The organism is Hafnia sp. HMSC23F03 (assembly GCF_001816025.1).
GTDB classification, from domain to species: Bacteria; Pseudomonadota; Gammaproteobacteria; order Enterobacterales; family Enterobacteriaceae; genus Hafnia; species Hafnia paralvei.
Genome location: NZ_KV824232.1, coordinates 66,615 through 85,003 on the forward strand (window position 1 = coordinate 66,615; position 18,389 = coordinate 85,003).

General features: G+C 46.6%; 15 protein-coding genes and 2 tRNA genes (1 of these 17 only partly in view). 6 read left to right on the plus strand and 11 right to left on the minus strand.

Going from position 1 to position 18,389, the window contains the following annotated elements; genetic code table 11:
- Positions 1-21: 21 nt before the first annotated feature.
- The 8 genes from HMPREF3091_RS14180 to HMPREF3091_RS14215 all read right to left on the minus strand — a co-directional run bounded on the left by HMPREF3091_RS14180 (position 22) and on the right by HMPREF3091_RS14215 (position 8,240).
- Positions 22-411, minus strand: coding sequence for a YcfL family putative periplasmic lipoprotein (locus tag HMPREF3091_RS14180; RefSeq protein ID WP_004093087.1), 390 nt, complete (start codon positions 409-411; stop codon positions 22-24).
- 55 nt (positions 412-466) lie between these two features.
- Positions 467-817, minus strand: coding sequence for a purine nucleoside phosphoramidase (gene hinT, locus HMPREF3091_RS14185; RefSeq protein ID WP_004093085.1), 351 nt, complete (start codon positions 815-817; stop codon positions 467-469).
- Between the two features lie 204 nt (positions 818-1,021).
- Positions 1,022-2,026, minus strand: a complete 1,005-nt coding sequence (gene oppF / locus HMPREF3091_RS14190) for a murein tripeptide/oligopeptide ABC transporter ATP binding protein OppF (RefSeq protein ID WP_004093083.1) — start codon at positions 2,024-2,026, stop codon at positions 1,022-1,024.
- Positions 2,023-3,012 (minus strand): ABC transporter ATP-binding protein, encoded by a 990-nt coding sequence (locus HMPREF3091_RS14195; RefSeq protein WP_004093081.1) that lies wholly within the window; start codon positions 3,010-3,012, stop codon positions 2,023-2,025. Before HMPREF3091_RS14195 ends, oppF begins: the two co-directional genes overlap by 4 nt.
- An 11-nt stretch (positions 3,013-3,023) precedes the next feature.
- Positions 3,024-3,932: an oligopeptide ABC transporter permease OppC gene (gene oppC / locus HMPREF3091_RS14200; protein ID WP_004093079.1), complete on the minus strand. Its 909-nt coding sequence runs from the start codon at positions 3,930-3,932 to the stop codon at positions 3,024-3,026.
- A 15-nt stretch (positions 3,933-3,947) separates the two neighbouring features.
- The gene (gene oppB, locus HMPREF3091_RS14205) at positions 3,948-4,868 is read right to left on the minus strand and encodes an oligopeptide ABC transporter permease OppB (protein ID WP_004093077.1); all 921 of its coding nucleotides are present in this window, start codon (positions 4,866-4,868) and stop codon (positions 3,948-3,950) included.
- 257 nt (positions 4,869-5,125) lie between these two features.
- Positions 5,126-6,763 (minus strand): oligopeptide ABC transporter substrate-binding protein OppA, encoded by a 1,638-nt coding sequence (gene oppA, locus HMPREF3091_RS14210; protein ID WP_070716541.1) that lies wholly within the window; start codon positions 6,761-6,763, stop codon positions 5,126-5,128.
- Positions 6,764-7,595: 832 nt separating this feature from the next.
- Positions 7,596-8,240 carry a YchE family NAAT transporter gene (locus tag HMPREF3091_RS14215; RefSeq protein ID WP_035503488.1) on the minus strand — a complete coding sequence of 215 codons (645 nt, stop codon included), beginning with the start codon at positions 8,238-8,240 and terminating at the stop codon, positions 7,596-7,598.
- Positions 8,241-8,823: 583 nt separating this feature from the next.
- On the opposite strand from HMPREF3091_RS14215, the gene adhE reads away from it, so the two are divergent.
- Positions 8,824-11,493, plus strand: a complete 2,670-nt coding sequence (gene adhE, locus HMPREF3091_RS14220) for a bifunctional acetaldehyde-CoA/alcohol dehydrogenase (RefSeq protein WP_070716543.1) — start codon at positions 8,824-8,826, stop codon at positions 11,491-11,493.
- A gap of 377 nt (positions 11,494-11,870) precedes the next feature.
- Here the strand turns inward: adhE and HMPREF3091_RS14225 are convergent, their stop codons facing one another.
- Positions 11,871-12,446 (minus strand): thymidine kinase, encoded by a 576-nt coding sequence (locus HMPREF3091_RS14225; RefSeq protein ID WP_008813725.1) that lies wholly within the window; start codon positions 12,444-12,446, stop codon positions 11,871-11,873.
- 619 nt (positions 12,447-13,065) lie between these two features.
- On the opposite strand from HMPREF3091_RS14225, the gene hns reads away from it, so the two are divergent.
- Positions 13,066-13,473: a histone-like nucleoid-structuring protein H-NS gene (hns, locus tag HMPREF3091_RS14230; protein ID WP_004093062.1), complete on the plus strand. Its 408-nt coding sequence runs from the start codon at positions 13,066-13,068 to the stop codon at positions 13,471-13,473.
- Between the two features lie 776 nt (positions 13,474-14,249).
- On the opposite strand, the gene galU is transcribed toward hns, so the two are convergent.
- Complete coding sequence (gene galU, locus HMPREF3091_RS14235; protein WP_004093061.1) at positions 14,250-15,164, minus strand: UTP--glucose-1-phosphate uridylyltransferase GalU; 915 nt, start codon at positions 15,162-15,164, stop codon at positions 14,250-14,252.
- Positions 15,165-15,382: 218 nt separating this feature from the next.
- Positions 15,383-16,399, minus strand: a complete 1,017-nt coding sequence (gene rssB / locus HMPREF3091_RS14240; RefSeq protein WP_004093060.1) for a two-component system response regulator RssB — start codon at positions 16,397-16,399, stop codon at positions 15,383-15,385.
- Positions 16,400-16,642: 243 nt separating this feature from the next.
- Between rssB and HMPREF3091_RS14245 the strand changes: the two genes are divergently transcribed.
- The 4 genes from HMPREF3091_RS14245 to HMPREF3091_RS14260 form a co-directional block, all read left to right on the plus strand.
- Positions 16,643-17,140 carry a YchJ family protein gene (locus tag HMPREF3091_RS14245; RefSeq protein ID WP_070716546.1) on the plus strand — a complete coding sequence of 166 codons (498 nt, stop codon included), beginning with the start codon at positions 16,643-16,645 and terminating at the stop codon, positions 17,138-17,140.
- 45 nt (positions 17,141-17,185) lie between these two features.
- Positions 17,186-18,034: a formyltetrahydrofolate deformylase gene (gene purU, locus HMPREF3091_RS14250; protein WP_004093058.1), complete on the plus strand. Its 849-nt coding sequence runs from the start codon at positions 17,186-17,188 to the stop codon at positions 18,032-18,034.
- Positions 18,035-18,188: 154 nt separating this feature from the next.
- Positions 18,189-18,273: transfer RNA gene (locus HMPREF3091_RS14255), tRNA-Tyr, on the plus strand.
- An 84-nt stretch (positions 18,274-18,357) separates the two neighbouring features.
- Positions 18,358-18,389: transfer RNA gene (locus HMPREF3091_RS14260), tRNA-OTHER, on the plus strand; it runs 52 nt beyond the window's last position.

Consider the following 18,389-nt stretch of genomic DNA (forward strand, 5'->3'; position numbering starts at 1 on the left):
CCCATGAGGTATTGGCCAAATTTACAGATAGAGGTAAAGACGAACCTGTTTTGCGCGGGTATTGGCACTGGTCGATTCCAGACGGATATTCTGCCCTGGTTTTAACGTAATGGTGCGCGGCGGCTCGTGGGGGAAAATATCCAGTCCCTTCACATCATACCAATAGAAACGGTAGTTAAGCGTAATCGGCTTTTGTTCCTGCCCGTAGCTCACATTGGCATACGCAACCGGGTAGATATCTCCCGAAGAAACCGTTGGATTGTCCGCCGTGATGCCTGCAGTCAGCACAGAAGGATCCATCACTACCCGCTGTCCATCACTCACGGCAATATGACTCGGCGTGCTACAGCCAGCCAAGAGTGCCAACGGTAAGAACGCCGCCAGAGCAAAACCAGTGAATGAAACGCGCATAACGATGAACTCCGGTTAATGACATTGTGTTATAGCAAAACAGGAACGCTAAAGGTTAGCGAGCAAGCAACGGACCTAATGCACGGCCACCCAGCAGATGCATATGGATGTGGTAAACCTCTTGCCCTGCATGACGATTACAGTTGATGATCAGGCGGTAACCATCTTCAGAAATCCCTTCCTGCTGTGCAATTTTCGCCGCCACGGTGATCATGCGCCCCAGCGCAGCTTCGTGTTCTGGCTTAACGTCGTTAACCGTAGGGATCAGCTGATTGGGGATAATGAGAATATGGCTTGGCGCCTGCGGAGAGATATCTCGGAATGCAGTGACTAAATCGTCCTGATACACGATATCAGAAGGGATCTCACGACGAATAATTTTGCTGAAAATAGTTTCTTCTGCCATGACAAATATCCTTAAAGAATCAATAGAGATAAAAATCTAGTGCTTGCAGTATGAGTAGAGCGCGCTCGGCTTTCAAGCTTGAGTAGGAGACAAATCGTCAAGTGCGGGAAAATCAGGCGATAATGATACGATTAACTCCCGCTTTTAAAAGGAAGAAGGCGCAGCTCTAAACTGCGCCCTTGGGTTTAAGCTCTTGGATCGCTTTTAGAGCGGATCCACTTTCAGACACGAAACCGCATGCCGGAAGCTGCCTTCCATCAGCGGACGCGTCAACGCACATTCAGGCCCCGCGATCGGACAACGAGTGCGGAAAATACAGCCTGACGGTGGATTAATAGGAGAAGGTAATTCCCCTTCCAACAGCTGGATTTTCTTGTTGCGCTCCAGATCAGGATCGGGAACGGGTACCGCAGACATCAGCGCTTTCGTATAAGGATGCTGAGGATTGTGGTACACCTCATCATAGGTTCCCAACTCAACGGCATGCCCTAAATACATCACCAAAACGCGGTCGGAGATATGTTTCACCACGGCTAAATCATGAGCAATGAAGATGAGAGATAGCCCCATTTCGCGCTGCAATTGCTGCAATAAATTAACGACCTGGGCCTGAATGGATACATCAAGTGCAGAAACCGGTTCGTCACAGATGATCAGCTTAGGTTCAAGGATCAACGCACGCGCAATCCCGATACGTTGGCATTGACCGCCGGAAAACTCATGTGGGTATCGGTTAATCAAGTTAGGCAATAGCCCGACTTTCATCATCATATTTCTGACGCGATCTTTCACTTCCTGACGCGACATTTTCGGATGATAGGTTTTCAACGGCTCGGCGATAATTTCACCAATGGTCATTCGCGGATTTAACGACGCCAACGGATCTTGGAAAATCATCTGGATATCATTACGCACTTCGTGCCAGTGCTTAGCATCCATCCCTAGCAAATCTTTGCCCAGCCATGCAACGCGTCCATCGGTGGCTTTGACCAAACCAATGAGCGCGCGCGCAAAGGTCGATTTACCGCAGCCGGACTCCCCTACCACGCCTAAAGTTTCCCCTTCGTACAAGCGTAGGGTGACACCATCAACGGCTTTCAGGGTTTTTGCGGGCTGCCAGAACCATGCTTTATTATCTTTAACGTCGAAGTGCACTTTCAGATCGGTCACTTCGAGCAATACTTTTTTATTTTCGCTGCTCTGACTCATGCCAATTCCTCCACCGTTCTAAAGCAGGCTCGTAGGCGTCCTTCACCAAAACTTTCCAACGGCGGCATCTGCATGCACTGCTCAGTCGCATGTGGGCAGCGCGGTTGGAACGGACAGCCTTTTGGCAAACGCAGCAGATTAGGAGGATTACCGGGGATCGTTAACAAAGATTCGTTTTCGCCATCCAAACGAGGAACCGCATTGAGTAAGCCAATCGAATAAGGATGGCTTGGCGCATAAAATACGTCACGCGCTTGACCATATTCCATGGTTCGCCCCGCATACATCACCAGCACTTTGTCACAAATACCAGCGACAACGCCGAGATCGTGAGTAATCATAATAATCGCGGTGTTAAATTCGCTTTTCAGCTCATTAAGCAGCGTCATGATCTGCGCCTGAACCGTCACATCCAGCGCCGTCGTTGGTTCATCGGCAATCAGCAGTTTAGGCCTGCACAGTAACGCCATCGCTATCATTACGCGCTGGCGCATACCACCTGAAAACTCATGCGGAAACATGCGCATACGCTTACGCGCTTCTGGCATTTTAACCGCATCCAACATCCGAACTGACTCTTCAAACGCCTGCGCTTTGCTCATGCCTTTGTGCAGCATCAGCACTTCCATCAGTTGCTCCCCTACCCGCATATACGGGTTGAGTGACGTCATCGGATCTTGGAAGATCATCGCAATTTCTTCGGCGCGTAGCTTGTTGAGCTGTTTCTCCGGTAAGTTGAGGATCTCGCGCCCGTTGAACAATGCGGAGCCACCGATGCGGCCGTTTTGTGCCAACAGCCCCATAAGCGCAAACGCCGTTTGGGATTTGCCAGAGCCAGACTCACCAACGATGCCGAGGGTTTCACCCGCGCGCAGCGAGAAGTTTAAATCGTTTACCGCCGTCACATCGCCGTCATTCGTTGAGAACGTCACACGAAGATCTTTTACCGCGAGCAGTCGCTCAGCGCTTTTATCTGTTGTCATCATCGTAGAACTCCTTAACGGTCTTTCGGGTCGAGGGCATCACGCAGACCGTCGCCGATAAAGTTGAAACAGAACAGCGTCACGACCAGAAACGCAGCCGGATACATCAGCAGCCATGGCGAAACTTCCATTGAGTTCGCACCGTCGCTTAACAGTGCCCCCCAGCTGCTTAGCGGCTCCTGTGTCCCCAATCCTAAGAAACTTAGGAAGGATTCAAACAGGATCATGCTTGGCACTAACAGTGATGCATAAACAACCACCACACCCAGCACGTTGGGAACAATATGACGAGTCACGATTTTTCGCGTAGAAACACCGCCCACCAGCGCCGCTTCAATAAACTCTTTGCGCTTCAGGCTCAGCGTTTGGCCACGTACGATACGCGCCATATCCAGCCATGACACCATACCGATAGCGACAAAGATCAGCAGGATATTTTGGCCAAAGAAGGTCACCAGCAGGATCACGAAAAACATAAATGGAAAGGAGTTGAGAATTTCCAGCAAACGCATCATCACGGAATCGGTTTTACCCCCGATATAACCCGCCATGGCACCGTATAAAGTCCCTACGACGACAGCAACCAATGCCGCAGCAATACCGACCATCAGAGAAATTCGGCCACCAATTGCCACACGCACCAACAGGTCGCGCCCAGAGGAATCCGTACCAAAGTAGTGCCCAGACTCCATATCCGGCGCTGCTGACATCATGCCCCAATCAGTATCGTCATAAGCAAACTGCGACAGCATAGGCGCAAAAACCACAAATAGCGCGATCAGACCAAGTACGAACAGACTAGCCAGCGCCGCGCGGTTATGAACAAAACGACGGCGCGCATCTTGCCATAGGCTACGGCCTTCCACTTCGAGCTGTTCGCCGAAGCTTTCGACTACCTGCGCATTTTTTTTATTCAGTAACATATGCGATCTCCCGAATCAGTAGCGAATTTTCGGATCGATGACGGCATAAAGCACATCGACAATCGCGTTAAACAGAATGGTCAGCGCGCCAACCAAAATAGTGAGGCTTAAAACCAAGGAATAGTCGCGGTTCAGCGCACCGTTAACAAACAGTTGACCAATTCCCGGTAAGCCATAAATAGTTTCAATCACCATTGAGCCGGTAATAATACCGACGAAGGCTGGGCCTAAATAAGAGAGCACCGGCAGCAGAGCGGGTTTCAGCGCATGACGTAAAATGATGCGGCGCATTGGCAAGCCTTTAGCGCGCGCGGTACGAATAAAGTTGGAGTGCAGGACTTCAATCATTGATCCACGCGTAATACGCGCAATGCTGGCAATATAAGCCAGAGAGAGCGCCACCATCGGCAGGATCATGAATTTAAGCGCACCGCCATTCCAACCACCGCCCGGTAACCACTTTAACTGAATCGCAAAAATTAATACCAGTAACGGCGCTACGACAAAACTCGGTATCACCACACCGGTCATGGCTACCCCCATCACCGCGTAGTCCCATTTGCTATTTTGTTTAAGCGCAGCCAATACCCCCGCCGTCACGCCTAAAACGACCGCCAAGATAAATGCAGCAAAACCTAATTTGGCAGACACAGGAAACGATGCACTCACTAAATCGTTTACCGAATAATCTTTATATTTAAAGGAAGGACCAAAATCACCGTGGCCTAATTGCACCAGATAATGGCCGTACTGTTTCCAGATAGGGTCGTTTAAATGATATTTAGCTTCGATATTTGCCAAAACTTCAGGTGGCAGTGCACGCTCGCCGGTGAACGGACTCCCAGGCGCCAAACGCATCATAAAGAAAGAGATGGTGATCAGGATGAAAAGTGTCGGTATTGCTTCTAGCAAACGACGAAAGATAAATTTTAACATTGCCCTAGCCCTGCGCTTCAGCCTTGAGGCTGATTATATTTTTGAACAGTGGCGGAGTTTCCCCCGCCACAACTGCATCTATTCCCGTCATACTTCATGTTGTGAGCGTCAGCTGCTCTCACTTATTCCAGCCACTTACCTGAGTATGCTTCTGGGAATAAGCGCTCTTGCCAACTACCCGTAACGCGAATTATTTGGGGTAATATCTATTATCAACGCCGTAGGAATATCACTACGACGTTGATGCAGCGAGTATTTTAGTGCTCAATAATGTACAGGTTTTTGTCGTAAACGTTATCTTGCGGGTCTTTGCCGGTATAACCACCCACGTAAGGTTTCACCAGACGCGCATTCACGTAATAGAACACAGGGACGATAACGGAGTCTTTATCCAACTGCTGTTCAGCTTGCTGATAGACGCCCGCGCGAGCTTCTTTGCTATTAGTTTGCAGAGCCCCCGCCATAATTTTGTCGAAAGCCGCGCTCTTATAGTGCGGGGTGTTACTGCTGCTGTCAGACAGCATCATGTTTAAGAAGGAGCTAGGCTCGTTGTAGTCAGCACACCAGCCAGCACGAGAAACATCGTAGGTGCCCTGATGACGGGTATCGAGGAAGGTCTTCCACTCTTGGTTTTCTAACTTAACGTTAACGCCCAAATTCTTTTTCCAAATCGATGCTGCGGCAATAGCCAACTTTTTATGCAGATCGGAAGTGTTGTAGAGCAGATTAAACGTTAAGGGTTTATCTGGGCCATAACCGGCTTCAGCCAATAGTTTTTTGGCTTCCTCATTACGTTTTTCCTGTGACCACCCAAACCATTCTGGCGGCGTCAACTTAGCTCCGTCTGTATAAGGAGGCGTGAAACCATAGGCTGGCAGATCGCCCTGATTTTTCACTTTATTAACGATGATATCGCGATCCAAACCTAATTTTAGCGCTTCACGCACGCGCTCATCATTAAACGGTGGTTTCTGGTTATTAATCTCATAGTAATAGGTACACAGATACGGATCGGCTTTAACTTCGTTCGGGATCTCTTTTTTCAATTTCTGGAACAGCTCAATCGGCATGTTGTTATAGGTGAGATCGATTTCGCCGGTACGGTAGCGGTTAACGTCAGTCACTTCAGACGCAATAGGCAGGAAGGTAACTTTATTAATTACCGTTTTCGCGTTATCCCAATATTCGGGGTTACGTTCCAAAACAATACGTTCGTTGACCACCCAATCTTTTAATTTATAAGCACCGTTGCTGACGTAATTTTCAGGCAGCGTCCATTTGTCGCCAAATTTTTCAACGGCCTCTTTATTCACCGGCTTCATCGCATAGTGGGAAGTCATCTCAGCCAAGTACGGCACCGGTTCAGTTAACGTCACTTGGAAAGTCTTATCGTCCAGCGCCTTAACGCCCAGCGTCGATTTGTCTTTTTTGCCTGCGATGATATCGTCTACGTTCTCAACGTGTGCGTACTGCAAATAGCTCGCGTAAGGTGACGCCGTTTTAGGATCGACAATACGCTGCCAGCTATACACAAAGTCTTCAGCAGTCACTGGCTTACCATTAGACCATTTAGCATCTGGGCGAATGTGGAAGGTCCAAACTTTGAAATCTTTGTTGTCCCAACTTGCCGCTGTGCCTGGAATCGTTTTACCCTGAGTATCGTGCTGAGTCAGGCCTTCCATTAAGTCATTAGTAACGTTGTTCTCTGGCACGCCTTCAATTTTATGCGGATCGAGAGATTGAACTTCCGAACCATTATTTTTGACTAACTCTTGCTTGGCCGCGAGTTTCACGCCGGCCGGTACATCCGCAGCTTGAACCTGTGCCGCAGTGAAAATACCGAGTGCAGCCATAACGCTTACGGCTAATAAGTTCTTTTTGATGTGTTTGCTCATTGTATACCCACTCCCCATTTATAGAATGCTCGTCAGAGCACGCCAACTGTTGTTATTCCCCTTGGTGTTGAGAACGACATCGCAGATTCAGTCACCGCGTTATTGCCGTTCAAAAAAACCTGGGTTGAGATTTATCTCCATATCAGCAAGGAACGAATTTGTTGATACGGAATGTGGTAGTAAAAAGACCTCTATCTTTTATGCCGAGAACGCAAGGTCAGCACGTTCTCTGGATGATCATGAATGAATCCGCGACTCACACCATTCTCATAACGATAAAGATGGCAGCAGAATGTTTTATCATCGGCCTAAAGCACAGTGATTAAGCCCAAAAGCTAACAGATGGTTAAAATCACTGCGAATTATTTTTATTAAAATGTTACGCAATTCTCTAAATTTTATTTTTGGCCTCTCAACAGACTGCACCGGAGGGATCAAAAGATCAATGTTAACTCGCTGATATAACATAATATCTTTTTATCATGTGCTGAGATAAATCGAATCATTCAGGCTTGGTGTTACTTATGAAGCAATACACCGCTTAATGAGTAAATGTAAGAATATTCAACCACCCATGATCCCATGAGCGTTTTATACACGCACTCTTTGGTAGATATGACAGAATGTTGTGATGTGATTTTTTGCACAAAAAATGTGCACATTAAATCACTGAGTCATCGTAAGGATGATGCGAAACTATTGAAATTCAGCAGATTTATGATTTGAAAAAGTGATTGGTAATATTTTTGTCTGCGCGTTTTTTTAGATAAAAAAACCGCCATTGGCATGGCCAACAGCGGTTTTATAAAACGTCGATAACGATCGCCTGAGCTTATAGCAAACCAGGGAAAATAGAACGCAGGCCGGTGACGATAAACTCAATACCTAACGCCATTAATAGCAAGCCCATAATTCGCGTGATAACGTTAATTCCCGTTTGGCCTAAAAGGCGGACGAGTAAGGGTGCCGCTCGAAATAACAGCCAACAGCAAAAGGCAAAAACGATGATTGCGACAGAAAAACCAAGCAGGTTCTGCCACCCATGATAGCGAGAGCTCCAAACAATCGTTGAGCTGATCGCCCCCGGCCCCGCCATTAGCGGCAGCGCCAGCGGTACCACGCCGACGTTTTCTCGGATCGCAGTTTCTGATTTTTCTTGCTTGTTCTGCTTATCCTCACCCAGCTTGCCGCTAATCATCGACATTGCAATGGTTACGACCAAGATCCCACCCGCAATTCGGAAAGAATCGATCGAGATACCAAAGAACATCAGTATCGAGTCGCCCAGTAATAGAGAGGAGATAAGAATGATGGCAACTGACATGTTGGCTGTCAGATTGGTTTTATTACGCGCAGCAACAGCCTGATAGCTCGTCATGCTGATAAACACGGGCAAAATGCCCACCGGGTTCACCAGCGCAAAGAGCCCGACAAAAAACTTAATATAACCAGATAAATCCAGCAAAGACTGGCTCACCATGCTCTCCAAAAACCATGTTAAATAACGCTTCTGTCATTCAAGGCATCATTACGTGGAACAATGCCAACAAATAACAAGAAAAAGGATACGTTCTTGCGGCGCTAATGTAATGGAAATACAGGCCTTGATCTATGCTCTAAGACTAATTTCTTGCAGCTGGTTTGTGGATGGCAGAAAAACGCCCAAATGTTGCTAAAATGTTTTATTTTATCGATACTTCGCTGCAAAATTCAGTGTACTTGGTTACTAATGAGAAACCGTCTCAATCTCACATTGCTGAAAGGTGTCAGCTTGGTATTTTTGTGATGCATATCACAAAACAACTACCCAAGAATGGTTAAGCTCAGTATCACAGTAAAGGGCTGCTATCATCATTCAGCCCACTGATTAGCAGAAAGCCAAACTGTTCAAGTTTAACACAGGCTTTACTTCTCCACTGCTAGCTAAGCTGTTTTAGCAAATCAGCCAACAGGAACTTTTCAATGCATGTAGTTTCTGAAAGAAAGCGCATTTATCTGTCTATACTTGTTGCTTGTGCGGCTCATTGACTAAAAAAGTTTAACATTATCAGGAGAGCATTATGGCTGTAACCAATATCGCTGAACTGGATGCGTTAGTAGCGCGTGTAAAAAAAGCCCAGCGTGAGTTTGCCAATTACACTCAAGAGCAAGTCGATAAAATCTTCCGCGCCGCCGCTCTGGCAGCCGCTGATGCCCGTATCCCATTGGCTAAATTAGCCGTTGAGGAATCAGGTATGGGTATCGTGGAAGATAAAGTGATTAAAAACCACTTCGCTTCTGAATATATCTACAACGCGTATAAAGATGAAAAGACCTGCGGTATCCTGTCTCAGGACGATACTTTCGGTACCATCACTATCGCAGAACCTATCGGCATCATCTGTGGTATCGTTCCAACCACAAACCCTACCTCTACAGCAATCTTCAAGGCACTTATCAGCCTGAAAACGCGTAACGGTATCATCTTCTCCCCGCATCCTCGTGCAAAAAATGCAACGAATAAAGCGGCAGATATCGTGCTACAAGCGGCTATCGCAGCGGGCGCACCTAAAGACATCATCGGCTGGATCGATCAGCCTAGCGTTGAGCTGTCTAACCAACTGATGCACCACCCAGATATCAACCTGATTCTGGCCACTGGTGGCCCAGGCATGGTGAAAGCGGCATACAGCTCTGGTAAACCGGCTATCGGCGTAGGTGCAGGTAACACTCCGGTTGTTGTCGACGAAACCGCCGATATCAAACGTGTTGTAGCCTCTATCCTGATGTCTAAAACCTTCGATAACGGCGTAATCTGTGCTTCTGAACAGTCTGTTATCGTAGTGGATTCTGTTTATGATGCAGTGCGTGAGCGTTTTGCTACTCACGGCGGCTATATGCTGCAAGGTAAAGAATTGAAAGCCGTTCAGGATATCATCCTGAAAAATGGCGGTCTGAACGCGGCTATCGTTGGTCAGCCTGCAACTGAAATCGCGAAAATGGCGGGTATCACCGTTCCTGCAACCACCAAGATCCTGATTGGTGAAGTCAAAGTGGTTGACGAATCAGAGCCATTCGCTCATGAAAAACTGTCGCCAACGCTGGCCATGTATCGTGCCAAAAACTTCGAAGAAGCCGTCGCTAAAGCTGAAAAACTGGTTGAGATGGGCGGCATTGGCCACACCTCTTGCCTGTATACCGATCAGGATAACCAACCTGAACGTGTGAATTACTTCGGCGAAAAAATGAAGACTGCACGTATTCTGATTAACACCCCTGCTTCTCAGGGTGGTATCGGTGACCTGTATAACTTCAAACTTGCTCCATCGTTGACTCTGGGTTGTGGTTCTTGGGGTGGTAACTCCATCTCTGAAAACGTCGGGCCTAAACACCTGATGAACAAAAAAACCGTAGCGAAGCGAGCAGAAAACATGTTGTGGCATAAACTTCCGAAATCTATCTACTTCCGCCGTGGCTCCCTGCCAATCGCGCTGGATGAAGTAGCATCTGACGGTGCAAAACGTGCCTTCATCGTGACTGACCGCTTCCTGTTCAACAATGGCTACGCAGATCAGATCACGAAGGTCCTGAAAGGCCACGGTATCGAAACTGAAGTGTTCTTCGAGGTTGAAGCTGATCCAACGCTGAGCATCGTTCGTAAAGGTGCAGAGCTGATGAACTCCTTCAAGCCAGACGTGATTATCGCGCTGGGCGGTGGTTCACCAATGGACGCTGCAAAAATCATGTGGGTGATGTACGAGCATCCAGAAACTCACTTCGAAGAACTGGCACTGCGCTTTATGGACATCCGTAAGCGTATCTACAAATTCCCTAAAATGGGCGTGAAAGCGAAAATGATCGCAGTCACTACCACTTCAGGTACCGGTTCAGAAGTCACTCCGTTTGCCGTTGTTACTGATGATGCGACAGGCCAGAAATACCCATTAGCTGACTATGCACTGACGCCAGATATGGCCATTGTTGATGCTAACTTGGTCATGAACATGCCGAAATCACTGTGTGCCTTCGGTGGTCTGGATGCGGTAACTCATGCTCTGGAAGCTTATGTTTCTGTACTGGCTAACGAATACTCAGATGGTCAAGCACTGCAGGCATTGAAACTGCTGAAAGAAAACTTGCCAGCAAGCTATGCAGAAGGCGCTAAAAACCCGGTTGCTCGTGAGCGTGTCCATAACGCAGCAACTATTGCCGGTATTGCATTTGCCAACGCCTTCTTAGGTGTGTGTCACTCAATGGCCCATAAACTGGGTTCTGAGTTCCACATCCCTCACGGTTTGGCTAACGCCCTGCTGATCTCTAACGTGATCCGCTATAACGCGAATGACAACCCAACCAAACAGACTGCCTTCAGCCAGTACGATCGCCCTCAGGCTCGTCGTCGTTATGCTGAAATCGCAGACCACTTGGGTCTAAGTGCTCCGGGCGACCGTACTGCAGCTAAGATCGAGAAACTGTTGGCCTGGTTGGACAGCATCAAAGCAGAGCTGGGTATCCCTGCATCTATCCGCGAAGCTGGCGTTCAGGAAGCAGATTTCTTGGCTAAAGTAGACAAACTGTCTGAAGATGCGTTCGATGACCAGTGTACCGGTGCTAACCCGCGTTACCCACTGATCTCTGAACTGAAGCAGATTCTGATGGATACTTACTACGGCCGCGAATTCAGTGAGTCGCTTGAAGTTGAAACGGTTAAAGCTCCAGCCGCGAAAGCGGAAAAGAAATCTAAAAAATAATTAGACTCTTCTTATAGAAAAACCCGCCGATGGCGGGTTTTTTTTGTCCTGTGATCGGTTAATTACTGTTTAATCTATTTTTATAATTTTTAAAACTCATATCTTCTATTTTAAAACTCTATCGCAGCATGGATGAGAATAAAATATAAATAAAATTTATGTATGAAGTAAGAAAGTTGAAATTCGCCGTTTAACAGCCTTATAAAGACGCCATAGTCGGTAAAATGTTAGCTAACTAGACTCAGCGCTAGATAAATAGAAGCGGCGATAGCCACATTAATAGGAAGGAGTCTCGCGGAGTAAGCGCACGCCCAGAAGCTGACGTGCGCTTTATGTGTGGTCTTATCTCTCGGTGACCTGTGTAGCGTCGTCAAATATCACGCTAGCGCATCTTTGTAGTGTTTACGGCATACCGATACATAGCTTTCATTGCCACCGATAACGACCTGCTCACCGTCTTTCAGCGCATTGCCATGCTCATCCAAGCGCAAAACCATATTCGCCTTGCGACCGCAGTGACAAATGGTCTTAAGTTCAACAAGCTTGTCAGCCCAAGCTAATAGATATTGGCTACCACCAAACAGCTCACCGCGGAAATCAGTCCTCAATCCATAACACAACACGGGAATATCGAGAGAATCCACAACGTCGGAAAGTTGGTTTACCTGATCTTTGGTTAAGAACTGGCACTCATCAACCAAGACACAGTTGACCGGTAGAGATTCATTCTCTTGGCGAATCATGTCAAATAGCGCCGTTTGGCTATTATATAGCTGAGCCTGTGAACTCAGGCCAATACGTGAGCTGACCTTCCCTACCCCAAAGCGATTATCAATTTCTGCAGTAAATACCAAAGTACGCATTCCTCGTTCCTGATAGTTGTAGGAAGACTGGAGTAACGCCGTTGATTTACCTGCATTCATCGCTGAATAATAAAAATATAGTTGTGCCACAACCTGCCCTGAGCCCCCATTTAGAATTGCGTAACGGGCGCGATTTTATCACAGCCAGCACGACGATGATGGGACAAAATTAGGTAAAATGCTGATTGTCTAACTGAGATATTCTTAAAGCCCGTATCTATATCAATATCTGTTAAAACAATATTTTGGCCAAAAATGAGTGCGACATCACTTAATCAAACAAAATCATTCCCACACAAACTCTGTTTTTGCTAATTGATAGAACTGCAACTATAAAGAGGTTTAGCACTCCGAAGCTCTGATAATCGTCACGCTTTACTCTCTTATATGTCGCGATGAATTCGGTTACATGAGTATGGACTGCTTAAAACCTGTAGATTTAATCAACAAAAAATATCCACTGATGGCACATAGCAATGAGGCTTGTAGGTATATATTTTAATAGTCACCTCTATCGGTTTTGCTGGTAATGGGTCTATTGTAATCTGAATAACAAGCGGCTATATTCGTTGTAGTGTTTAAAGAGGCATTATTTGCTTATATTACGAAATATTTTGCTAATCTTACAAAATTCACTATTGCGTTAAATAAACTGGCACTCTATTATAATCGAGACGCCCCCCCACCAATATAATTTGAGATTAGGACAATGAGCGAAGCATTAAAAATTCTGAACAACATCCGTACTCTTCGTGCTCAAGCTAGAGAATGCTCTTTAGAAACTCTGGAAGAAATGCTGGAGAAGTTGGAAGTTGTCGTAAAAGAACGTCGTGAAGAAGATAGTCAGGCTCAAGCAGAAATCGAAGAGCGTACCCGCAAACTGCAGCAATATCGCGAAATGCTGATTGCAGACGGTATCGACCCTAACGAATTGCTGCAGAGCATGGCTGCTGGTAAAGCACCTGGTAAAGCTAAGCGCGCTGCGCGTCCAGCTAAGTACCAGTATGTTGATGAAAATGGCGAGACTAAAACCTGGACCGGCCAAGGCCGTACCCCAGCTGTTATCAAGCACGCTATTGAAGAACAAGGTAAGTCTCTGGACGATTTCCTGCTGTAATCTTCCTCGCGAATATTACAACTGAATCAGCCTAAATAGCCCCTAATGGGGCTATTTTTTTACCCGCAATCCGCTGTCATTTCAATATCCCACTCCTCACGGTTTCCCCGCCCGTTTATAAACTTAAAGATTGAGGATATGACGCCACTATTCTGTGTCATTTGACATCATCGCTAAACAACAACGCGAACTGGTTATGAGAGCCTCAGCGCTCAATTCTGGAGTGTAAATTCCATTCTCGGAAACCAACTGGCTGAATGAAACCGTATCAACAGCGTGAGGCCAATGATGAAAAGATCTCCTCTGGTTTAATTTTTACATTCTCTATCTTTCTTCATTCTTTGCTGTGCAGAGAATAGCTCAGAAGCGGAATCCTTTTTCGTTCGCGGATAGTGCAGGCAGGCTTTAAGTAATAAACATCAGAAACTATGGTTATATTGATATAATGAATCTTCAATCTGGCTAATTTTTTTCCACGCAAGTCCGCCATTACCACAAAAGAGGTATGGGATTGTTCCCGAATAAGCGAGCGCAGACGAGAAGATTCCTGAATGACTAACATGATTGAAGAAGGTATCGCTTTAGTAAAGCAAACTGACCCTTGACTTAGTTTGTTACCTGCACAGAGATATTTAGACAACATTTAAATTAAACCGCATCTAGTTTGTGACAATTATTTACCTTGAAAACTATTCACTCTTTATCAATAAGAAATTTACCAAATAAAAAAGGGATGCACATGCATCCCCTCTATCACGATATCGCTTAGCTAGTAGCTATTCGTCATTTAAGTCCAGTGACTTTAACCAGCTGGTGAATTCCTTGCCTAAAGAGCCATGGCGCATGCCGTATTCCACGAAGGCTTGCATGTAGCCCATTTTGTTGCCGCAGTCGTGGCTTAAGCCTTTCAGATGATATGCTTCAACGGTTTCTTTCTTCATTAACATGGCAATGGCATCTGTGAGCTGAATTTCCTCACCCGCACCTGGAGGTGTCTTAGAAAGCAGAGGCCAAATTTCTGGAGACAGGACATAGCGTCCAACGATGGAAAGGTTTGAAGGTGCCTTGTCACGCGCAGGCTTCTCTACCACCGCTTTCATCGGAGTACTTTCACCGGGCTTCAGATCCACACCGCTGCAATCTGCAACGCCGTAGTTCGACACATTTTCCATCGGTACTGGCTCAACCATAATTTGGCTGTGACCGGTTTCTTCGTAGCGTGACAACATTTCACTTAGGTTATCTTTGCTCAGATCCGAAGTGTACTCATCCAAAATTACATCTGGCAGGATAACAGCGAACGGCTCATCACCAACCAATGGATAAGCACATAGGATTGCATGCCCAAGCCCTTTAGCCAGCCCCTGACGCACTTGCATAATCGTGACGTGCTTAGGACAAATAGATTGAACCTCGGCGAGCAACTGGCGTTTTACACGCTTCTCCAGCATAGCTTCTAATTCAAAGCTGGTGTCAAAATGGTTTTCAATAGAGTTTTTTGAAGAGTGAGTAACCAGAATAATCTCGTTAATACCCGCAGCAATACACTCATTAACAACATACTGAATCAGCGGCTTATCGACCAACGGAAGCATCTCTTTCGGGATAGCTTTGGTTGCTGGCAACATGCGAGTTCCAAGTCCGGCAACAGGTATAACAGCTTTTCTGATTTTTCTTACTGACGTTGACATACAACCTCTCTAATCGTTTAGCTCTATGTTCATTTCCGTTCTTCTTCCGGACATGAATGCTAATTACCAGCGCGAGTATATCAGTTCGTAGTTTGTGCGCATTAATTTCAAGGCAATTACAGATTGATTGAAGATATTACAAGCAAACATGCTGCTAGATTATTAATTGCCCATCAATGCCTCATTCTTGGAAGCAGATAAAACTGAAAACAGGCTTATTATTGCGGAGATGTCAGCATCAACTTTAAATGTCCACCTGCGCCCCAAATCTGGCTCTGCCAGTGGCTACAGCGTTGGCTAACCTGATTGACATGGATTGACCCCATGGTTCCTAGCGGAACACCGCTGCTCAGCTGTATCAAATGCTCTCCGGCATGAATTTTGGCATGCAGCCCTGCCGATACCAGGATCAGATTTTGCAATTGCGTGTGGTAATAGCCCGCCAGCAAGGGAAACTGCCCTTCAAGGTTTGCCTGTCGCAGCAGTTGATTCACCTGTTTTAGAATCGTCGACATCTGAGGCAAACGCTGCTGTTGATGCGCTAACTGTTCCTGTAACAACCCGTTAAAAATCGCACGAACCATTAATGCCGCTAAAATGCCGTTTTCCCCCGCCCGCGAAATGTCTAAACAATAAAAAGCCAGATCGGTATCAGATAAAGGCGCAATATCTAAAACCAGCCCCAGATTATTGAATGAAGTCAGTTGGCGATAATTGACCTTACAGCCACAAACCGTCTGCTGAACCGGCGGCTGCAGCTGTTTCAGTAGCCGAGCGGCATATTCAGGATCTCGGCTCAGCAATTCCCAATCATGCGCCAATTCATCTTTTTCTAACGCGGGAGAATCAAACAAATCGGGGTAAAAACATGACAGTAATGTTTCTTGCAACCGACTCAGATCGGTTATTGGCTTGAGTAAAACGTCACGCACACCTAGCCGCATCGCATTCGCGACATCAGCCATTTCTTCAGTGGCTGAAATCACAACCACCGGCGTTTGAAAACCTTTTTCTCTTAGCCGCTTTACGAATTCAATCCCGCCCATTTCTGGCATCGCCAGATCGCATAAGATGGCATCGGGGATATATGAATCCAGTGAGCTTAATGCCTCTATTCCGTTGGCGGCCTCTTGAACTAAGGCGCCCTGGGCTTGGAGGTATCCGGCAAGTACACAGCGAAAAACAGGATCGTCCTCAACGATCAAGATCCGCTTACTTTCCAGTGGCTGCGCCATTTATAACCTCCTTTCACTAGTGCTCCTTCTATTTTGGCTCAAGATGTGCCCTTGTGCCGCATAGATATTTCTGTAATCACGTGTTTTGCGGGCTATTACGCACATTTAACTAAAAGATCTATTCGTTACAAAGATTTACTAGGTATTAGCCAAAACACAGTCTCCGTCATTCCTTCATAGCCGCTGCGATAAGGATTCGCTACCATAGTGCCCATATTTTTGTTTTAGCTTTGAGGTCAACTCATGCTCTCGTCATCTATTTCTTCATCCCTCAGTGATGATGCGCTGTGCCCGTGCTGCAGTGGCAAAACCTACGCACAGTGCTGTGGCCCGATTATTGGCGGCCGATCGATTGCCGTCGAACCCGAACAGCTGATGCGTTCGCGCTATACCGCCTACGTGATACACAACGCCGACTACCTAATTGACAGCTGGCATCCTGATTGCCAAATGCAGAGCCAACGTGCCGCAATAGAAGAGAGTTTTTCTGGCACCGAGTGGCTTGGGCTGACCATTGTTAAAACCGCCACAGGGAAAAATGCAGATGAAGGCTTCGTCGAATTCTTTGCCCGATACACTTCTGAGTCCGAGCAACAAAATAATTCGATTCATGAATGTTCGCGCTTTATTCGTTTGAATCAACGTTGGTATTATGTAGATGGAACCAAACCACAGGTTGGCAGAAACGATCCCTGCCCTTGCGGTTCAGGTAAAAAATATAAGAAATGCTGTGGGCAGTAAGCTCATTAGCAACAATAAATCGTCGTACAGACAGGAAACCAACACATGTCACAGCCCGTTGTTCAACGCAAAGTGCTTCGTACCATCTGCCCTGATGCGAAAGGTCTGATCGCGAAAATCACTAACATTTGTTACAAACATCAACTTAATATCATCCAAAATAATGAGTTTGTTGATCACCTTACCGGACGATTTTTCATGCGGACGGAACTGGAAGGGATTTTCAACGACGAAACGCTACTTGCCGATCTCGATGGTGCATTGCCTTCCGGCTCCGAGCGCGAACTGACCGTTGCTGGACGTCAACGCATTGTGGTACTGGTCACTAAAGAAGCGCACTGTCTTGGCGACCTGCTGATGAAAAGTGCGTTTGGCGGATTAGACGTTGAAATTGCAGCAGTCATCGGTAATCACGCCACGTTGCAGTCATTGGTTGAACGTTTTGATATTCCTTTCACCTTAGTGAGCCATGAAGGGCTATCGCGCGAAGAGCATGATGCCGCTATGGTGGCTGAGATTAAAAAACACGCCCCTGACTATGTCGTGCTGGCTAAATATATGCGCATACTGACGCCCGACTTCATTAGCCACTTCCCAAATCAAATCATTAATATCCATCACTCTTTCCTTCCCGCGTTTATTGGTGCTCGACCTTATCATCAGGCCTACGAGCGCGGAGTGAAGATCATCGGCGCAACGGCGCATTTCGTGAATAACGATTTGGATGAAGGTCCAATCATCATGCAGGACGTGATTAACGTCGATCACACCTATACCGCGGATGAAATGATGCGCGCGGGACGCGACGTTGAGAAAAACGTGCTGAGTCGTGCACTTTATCGTGTGCTAGCACAACGCGTATTTGTTTATGGGAATCGGACGGTTATATTCTGATTGTCGATTTTTGCTCTGCATTTTGTTCATACAAAAAGCGTTAAGTGCAAAAAAACGGCAAACGAAATATTTTTTACCTCCCAATGCTTTACAGCGCGGCGCGATTTGTTATTATGCGCCCCGCTTCCGCTAATAACGGAGCGACGAAAAATCTGGTGGGGTTCCCGAGCGGCCAAAGGGAGCAGACTGTAAATCTGCCGTCTCAGACTTCGAAGGTTCGAATCCTTCCCCCACCACCATCTTCTCTTCCAGAGTCGATAAAAAGCTGTCAGCCACGGCTTTCCGGAGAAAACCGGATAACAATTCGCAACCACGAATTTCGTGGTGGGGTTCCCGAGCGGCCAAAGGGAGCAGA

What these genes read in the sequence shown, in the direction of transcription:
- adhE (WP_070716543.1), top strand. Translation starts at nt 8,824, where the DNA reads ATGGCTGTAACCAATATCGCTGAACTGGATGCGTTAGTAGCGCGTGTA.
- HMPREF3091_RS14180 (WP_004093087.1), bottom strand. Translation starts at nt 411, where the DNA reads ATGCGCGTTTCATTCACTGGTTTTGCTCTGGCGGCGTTCTTACCGTTG.
- hns (WP_004093062.1), top strand. Translation starts at nt 13,066, where the DNA reads ATGAGCGAAGCATTAAAAATTCTGAACAACATCCGTACTCTTCGTGCT.
- HMPREF3091_RS14245 (WP_070716546.1), top strand. Translation starts at nt 16,643, where the DNA reads ATGCTCTCGTCATCTATTTCTTCATCCCTCAGTGATGATGCGCTGTGC.
- oppB (WP_004093077.1), bottom strand. Translation starts at nt 4,868, where the DNA reads ATGTTAAAATTTATCTTTCGTCGTTTGCTAGAAGCAATACCGACACTT.
- hinT (WP_004093085.1), bottom strand. Translation starts at nt 817, where the DNA reads ATGGCAGAAGAAACTATTTTCAGCAAAATTATTCGTCGTGAGATCCCT.
- oppC (WP_004093079.1), bottom strand. Translation starts at nt 3,932, where the DNA reads ATGTTACTGAATAAAAAAAATGCGCAGGTAGTCGAAAGCTTCGGCGAA.
- oppA (WP_070716541.1), bottom strand. Translation starts at nt 6,763, where the DNA reads ATGAGCAAACACATCAAAAAGAACTTATTAGCCGTAAGCGTTATGGCT.
- galU (WP_004093061.1), bottom strand. Translation starts at nt 15,164, where the DNA reads ATGTCAACGTCAGTAAGAAAAATCAGAAAAGCTGTTATACCTGTTGCC.
- HMPREF3091_RS14195 (WP_004093081.1), bottom strand. Translation starts at nt 3,012, where the DNA reads ATGATGACAACAGATAAAAGCGCTGAGCGACTGCTCGCGGTAAAAGAT.
- purU (WP_004093058.1), top strand. Translation starts at nt 17,186, where the DNA reads ATGTCACAGCCCGTTGTTCAACGCAAAGTGCTTCGTACCATCTGCCCT.
- oppF (WP_004093083.1), bottom strand. Translation starts at nt 2,026, where the DNA reads ATGAGTCAGAGCAGCGAAAATAAAAAAGTATTGCTCGAAGTGACCGAT.
- rssB (WP_004093060.1), bottom strand. Translation starts at nt 16,399, where the DNA reads ATGGCGCAGCCACTGGAAAGTAAGCGGATCTTGATCGTTGAGGACGAT.